Source organism: Dellaglioa sp. CoH-55-MRSF-8 (assembly GCF_056782195.1).
In genome coordinates this window covers 1-229 of the sequence record NZ_JBXAYH010000286.1, presented here as the reverse complement: position 1 = coordinate 229, position 229 = coordinate 1, and the positions used below count along the sequence as shown (strand labels likewise).

Below are 229 nucleotides of genomic sequence, written 5' to 3'. Positions count from 1 at the left end.
GCCGCGATCCGAGTAAGCGCCGTGGTTCAGCGCGTCCGAGATCACGAAGAATTCGCCTTGGTTCAGGACCTTGTGTTCCGGGTGACGGTATGCGTCCGACGTGATCGTGCAACCGTACAGGACACCGAGTTCACCGGTCAACAGGAGTTCGTGACGAGCAACCGGGTCGATCGCTTGGAAGAAGTCCGAGTTACCGATGATATCTTGGTACAGGTCCGACGCCATCAGC

At 58.1% G+C, this 229-nt stretch carries 1 protein-coding gene; it reads right to left on the bottom strand.

All coding sequences use genetic code 11. The features are described from left to right. The coding region (locus tag AC1RPW_RS08755) for a hypothetical protein (RefSeq protein WP_481769574.1) at positions 1–229 on the bottom strand (229 nt) is incomplete at both ends.